Genomic DNA, 4,918 nt, shown 5'->3' with positions numbered 1-4,918 from the left:
GATGTAGAGCAGGCCAAAGATGGCAAGGAAGCACAAGGGCACCACAACCGCGAGCCTGCGGCTCGCGTCCTGGAGGCTCTGAAACTGTCCGCCCCATTCGAGATAGTAGCCGGCGGGCAGTCTGACTTGCGCGATCTTGGCTTGCGCTTCCGCAACGAACGACCCGGCATCGCGGCCTAGAAGGTTGACCTGAATGGCGAGGCGACGCTTGCCGTTCTCGCGCCTGATCTCATTCAGCCCTTCGGTGACGCTAATATGCGCGACTTGGGCGAGCGGCACCTGCTGGCGCGCTTGGCCGGCTTCGCTCGGGAGCAACACCGGCAGCGCCTGGATTTCATCCAGGTTGACCCGCGTGGCTTCGGGCACACGTACCGTGATATCGAACCGCCGGTCGCCTTCGTAGAGCAGACCGGACTCGCGTCCGCCCATCGCCGCGGAGACCGTGTCGGCGACCTCCCGCACCGTCAGGCCGTAGCGCGCGATGGCGGCGCGATCGAGCTTCACGTCGAGCGTGGGCGCACCGCCAACCTGGTCGGCCTTGACGCTGCCCGCACCGGGAATCGTCTGGAGGATGCGGACCATCTCGCCGGCGGTCTGCGCCATCTTGTCGAGGTCATCGCCATAGAGCTTGATCGCCACGTCACCCCGGACGCCCGCGATCAGCTCGTTGAAGCGGAGCTGGATCGGCTGGCTCATTTCGTAGAGCTGGCCGAGCTGGCCGCGCGAAGCCTTTTCGATCCGCTCGATGACCTCGGCCTTGGTATGGACGCCTGCGGGCCACTGATCCTGCGGCTTGAGGATGACATAGCCGTCCGACATGTTGGGCGGCATGGGATCGGTCGCGACCTCGGCCGTGCCGGTTTTCGAGAACATCAGCTCGACTTCGGGCAGCTTGGTGACTGCCGCCTCGACCTCGCGCTGCATCGCGAGCGACTGCTCCAGGCTGACGGACGGCACGCGCGTGGACGCGAGCGCAATGTTCTTCTCGTCGAGCTGGGGAATGAACTCGCTCCCGAGGAGCCCGAAGGCGGGGATCGCGGCGAGGAAGAACGCCAAGCCGCCAAGGATGAACGGCCAGGGGCGCGCGATTGCCCTGTCGAGCAAGGGCAGATAGCGCGCTTTGGTCTTGGCGATCAGCCACACTTCCTTCTCGGCAACGCGGCCCCGGATCAGCAAAGCCACCATTGCCGGCACGAAAGTCAGCGCCAGGATGAACGCGGCGACGAGCGCGAGCATGATGGTGATCGCCATCGGCGAGAACGTCTTGCCCTCGACGCCGGTGAACATGAGCAGCGGCGCGAACGCGAGCAGGATGATCGCCTGGCCGAACACGGTCGGCTTAATCATCTCCTGCGAGGCCCGCATGGTCTCCTCAAGCCGCTCGCGAAGGGTGAGCAGCCGCCCCTCATGCTCCTGCCGGTGCGCGAGCCGAGACAGGCAATTCTCGATGATAATGACCGCGCCATCGACGATCAGGCCGAAGTCGAGCGCGCCCAGGCTCATCAAATTGCCGGGGACACGGAAAGCGTTCATCCCCATTGCCATCATCAGGAACGAGAACGGGATGACGAGCACCGCGATCAGCGCGGCGCGCCAGTTGCCGAGCAACAGGAACAGCGCGACCGCCACCAGGATCGCACCTTCGGTCAGATTGCGCTCGACCGTTGCGACTGTCGCGTTGACGAGCTTGGCACGATCGAGCACGACCCCGACTTCGACGCCGGGGGGCAATGTTTTCGCGATCTGATCGAGTTTCGTTGCAACGTCTTGCGCCACGATCCGGCTATTTTGGCCGATCAACATCAAAACCGTGCCGATCACGGCTTCCTTGCCGTTGACGCTACCCCCGCCAGTGCGAAGATCGCCGCCGCTCTCGACATTGGCGATCTGTCCCACCGTGATCGGCACGCCGCCTCGGGTGGCGGCAACGGCGTTCTTGATCTCGTCCACCGAGCGCACGCGCGCGTCGAGGCGAACAAGGTAGCCCTCACCACCACGATTGTAATAATTGGCGCCCACCGCCAGGTTGGCGTTCTCCAAGGCTTCGCCAAGCTCGCTGTAGGAAATTCCATAGGTCGCGAGCTTCACCGGATCGGGTTCGACCACGAAGGTCTTGGCATATCCGCCGATCGAGTCGACGCCCGCTACGCCGGGAACGGAACGTAGCTGCGGGCGAACGATCCAGTCCTGCACGGTGCGCAGATACCCGGCCTGCTCGACTTCATTGGTCAGTCGATCGCCTTCCGGCGTCAGGTAGCTCCGGTCAGATTGCCAGCCAGGCTGGCCGCGCGCGATCCTGGCTCCTTTTCCTCCCGGATTAGCGTACCGGACCGTATACATCACGATTTCGCCGAGCCCGGTGGTGACCGGGCCAATTTGCGGCTGAACGCCATCGGGAAGCGTGTCGCGTGCCTGGGTCAGCCGTTCCCCTACCTGCTGACGCGCGAAATAAAGGTCGGTTCCTTCCGAGAAGATGGCACTGACCTGACTAAAGCCGTTGCGCGAAATCGAACGGGTCGTCTCAAGGCCGGGAATGCCGGCGAGCGCGGTTTCGATCGGGTAGGTGACGAGCTTTTCCATCTCGACCGGCGAGAGACGCCGATCGACGGTGTTAATCTGCACCTGGTTGTTGGTGATGTCGGGCACGGCGTCGACCGGCAGCTTGGTGAGCTGCCAGATGCCGATGCCGGCGATTGCAAGGAAGATGAACAGAACTGCCCAACGCGCGCGGACGGCCAGCGCAATGAGATTGGCGATCATCTGTTATTCTTCCTCGCCCGCGCCCTTGCCGAGTTCGGCTTTGAGCAGGAAAGCGTTCTTGGTGGCGATGGTTTGCCCGGCTGCCAGGCCCGACACGATCTCGATGCGCCCGGCGCTGCGCTGGCCCGTGGTGACGGGGACGGCCTTGAACCCCTTGGGAGTCCGGACGAACACCACATCGCGAGCATTGAGCGACTGAACCGCCTCCTCCGGCACCACGATCGCGCTCGATGCGCCGCCCCGGCTCGGGAACAGCCGCACGCGCACCGCCAACCCCGGCTGTAGCCGGCCGCCGATCACGTCGAGCACCGCGGTCGCAGCGCGCGTCTCGCCGCTCAAGGTCGGCGTCACCGCGCGAACGCGAGCGCTGGTCGTTGTGCCATCCGGCAGGTCGATGATCGCTCTGTCACCCGGCGCGAGCCGCTGCGCCTCCGCAGGCCCAACCGCCGCCTCGATCTGTATCTGGCTGGGGTCGGCGACGCGGAACAGCTCGGTCTCCGGCTGCACGAACGCGCCCAGGCTGACATTCTCCGAAGTCACCCGCCCGCTGATCGGGGAGGCGACGACAACACCGCGCCCGTCGCTGGTTATGTTGGCTGCACCAGCCGCGACGCTCGCGCGCCGCGCCTCGGCCGCCGCCGACGCGGCTTCCGCCTGCGCCCTCTCGAGGTCCACGCGCGGGGACACCTTCTGGCCGTAGAGGTAGTGTTCGCGCGCCAGATTGCGTTGCGCCAGCGTCGCCTTGGCTCCCGCTGCCGTGCGATCGGCGGCAATCTGCGCGGCGTCGCGGCTCTCGACGATCGCCAGCGCCTCGCCGCGCCTGACGGCATCGCCCAATCGCTTGAATACCCGCGTCACCGCGCCGCCCGCGCGCGCCGTCACGATCGCCTCACCCATAGGGGAAGGTGCGACCGTGGCTTGTGAGACGATCTCGGCCGCCAGGCCGCCCTGGTTGACGGTCTCGGTGGTGATGCCTGTTCGCTTTATCGTTTCGGCGTTCATCGCGAGCGTGTCGCTCGGTGCCGCCTCCGCTTCGCCCGCCTCGGGCTTAGTCGCCTCGGCCGCAGGCGCGGCCGGGGTGTCGGCCGTCCAGCGTGCGACGGTGAACCCGCCGGCCGCGGCGACGAGCACCGCTGCCGCCACGCCGCCCAACAGGCGCTTGTCTTGAGTCATCATCGAATATCTCCGGGAAGGGCCGGGCGCGCACTCGGGGGCGTCTGCTCGGCCGATAAGGTGGCGGGCGCGGTCAGCCGCGCCAGGCGGGCCTCTGCGTCACGGTATGCGGCAAGGGCGTCGATCGCCGCCGCGCGGGTTTCGCGTAACGTCCGCTCGGCCTCCAAAAGGTCGAGCTGGCTGAACTTGCCCGCGGTGTAGCCGATGCGCGCGATGCGCGCGGCTTCGGCAGCCGCCGCAAGCGCCGGACCTCCAGCCGTGCGCGCGCTGGTCGCCGCATTGGCAAGCTCGGCTTGCGCGCTCGCGATCGACCGCTCGGCCTCCAACAGCGCCAGCCGGCGTTGCGCCTCGGCCTGGGTCTGCAAGGCGCGCGCCTGGCTGATCGCCGCCGTACCGTTGTTGAACACCGGGAACGGGACCGATATGCCGAACACCGCCGCCACGTCGTTCGTCGCCTCAAGCCGCCGCGCGCTCGCACTCACCGTCACGTCGGGGATGCGCTGTGCGCGCGCAAGCCGGACCTGGGCGCTCGCGGTGCGCGCGTCGGCGTTGGCTGCCGCCAGCGCCAGCGTGCCCTCGGCCGATATGAGCTGAGTGGGGCCATAGCCGCCGATCCGCTCGAACCATGCCGTATCGAGCGGCCCCGTCACGGGCTGGCCGATCAAACGCGCCAGGTTGGCGCGCGACACCTCGGCCGTGCGCGCCGCCCGCTCCACCGCGGTCTCCGCGTTGATGCGCAACACGTCCGCTCGCTGCTGGTCGATCGGGGACGCCGCACCCCCGGTGACTCGCACCCGCGCCACCCGGAAGCCTTCGGCTGCGATCTGCGCCTGCTCACGCGCGACGATCAGCCGGCGCTCGGCCGCCGCGGCCTCGATGTAGCTTTGCGTGATGGTGAGGGTGAGGTCGGCGATGCTGATGGCCGCTCCGATCCGGGCGCGGTCGATCTGTGCGTCCGCGACCGCGACGCGCGCCGATCGCTTGC

At 67.2% G+C, this 4,918-nt stretch carries 3 protein-coding genes; all 3 read right to left on the bottom strand.

Annotated features, from left to right (window positions below):
* On the bottom strand, positions 1–2,760 hold a 2,760-nt coding region (locus IL54_RS18975; protein WP_156106320.1), incomplete at its 3' end, for an efflux RND transporter permease subunit.
* A gap of 3 nt (positions 2,761–2,763) precedes the next feature.
* Complete coding sequence (locus tag IL54_RS18970) at positions 2,764–3,936, bottom strand: efflux RND transporter periplasmic adaptor subunit (RefSeq protein ID WP_037479466.1); 1,173 nt, start codon at positions 3,934–3,936, stop codon at positions 2,764–2,766.
* Positions 3,933–4,918, bottom strand: a 986-nt coding sequence (locus IL54_RS23750) for a TolC family protein (protein WP_081913126.1), incomplete at its 5' end; no start/stop codon positions are given. The genes IL54_RS18970 and IL54_RS23750, both read right to left, overlap by 4 nt.

The organism is Sphingobium sp. ba1, assembly GCF_000743655.1.
In the GTDB taxonomy this organism is placed as follows: Bacteria; Pseudomonadota; Alphaproteobacteria; order Sphingomonadales; family Sphingomonadaceae; genus Sphingobium.
The sequence above is the reverse complement of the archived record's forward strand: the minus strand, read 5'-3'. Positions and strand labels throughout refer to the sequence as shown.

What these genes read in the sequence shown, in the direction of transcription:
- IL54_RS18970 (WP_037479466.1), bottom strand. Translation starts at nt 3,936, where the DNA reads ATGATGACTCAAGACAAGCGCCTGTTGGGCGGCGTGGCGGCAGCGGTG.